The 634-nt window shown below is 60.9% G+C and carries 2 protein-coding genes; one reads left to right on the top strand and one right to left on the bottom strand.

Features of this window, described 5'->3' with window-relative positions; genetic code table 11:
* The coding region (locus AO692_RS19615; RefSeq protein WP_161808092.1) for an ATP-binding protein at nucleotides 1-178 on the top strand (178 nt) is incomplete at its 5' end.
* Between the two features lie 194 nt (nucleotides 179-372).
* On the opposite strand, the gene AO692_RS19620 is transcribed toward AO692_RS19615, so the two are convergent.
* A partial coding sequence (locus AO692_RS19620; RefSeq protein WP_161808034.1) for an ATP-binding protein occupies nucleotides 373-634 on the bottom strand: 262 nt, incomplete at its 5' end.

Here is a 634-nt window from a genome sequence, read left to right on the forward strand (position 1 = left end):
CTCGACCATCGTCACCAGCCAGGTTCCCGTCGATCGCTGGTACGAGATCATCGGCAATCCCACCATCGCCGACGCCATTCTCGACCGCCTCGTGCACAATGCTTACCGCATCGAACTGGGTGGCGAGAGCATGCGAAAACAGCGAGCCGTCGCCATGCCGCAAACCGCTCAGGCTTGACCCGAAACGAAACTCGAACCAAACCTCAACAACGACCCAGGTGATGTCCAAAGGTGGCCGGCTTCAAATCGGAATCCCGGCCGGAATGAAATCGGAATGGGTGGCCGGTGATTGTTCGGAATCACTGGCCGGCTTCGTCGGAATTCGCACTGGGTTGCGCAGGCCGGCGAGCGCGGATCGGCGTTATGGGGTGATCAGGCGCGGTTCTTGAATCGCCAGGATTCGTTTCCGGTCTCGATGATCTCGCAGTGATGGGTGAGCCGGTCGAGCAGCGCCGTCGTCATCTTGGCGTCGCCGAAGACAGCGGGCCATTCGCCGAACGCCAGATTGGTGGTGACGATGATCGAGGTGCGCTCGTAGAGCCTGCTGATCAGGTGGAAGAGCAACTGCCCGCCGGCTTGCGCGAAGGGCAGATAGCCGAGTTCGTCGAGGACGACGAAGTCCAATCGGGTCAGG

The sequence above is a fragment of the Mesorhizobium sp. 1M-11 genome, from assembly GCF_001303895.1.
Classification (GTDB): Bacteria; Pseudomonadota; Alphaproteobacteria; order Rhizobiales; family Rhizobiaceae; genus Mesorhizobium.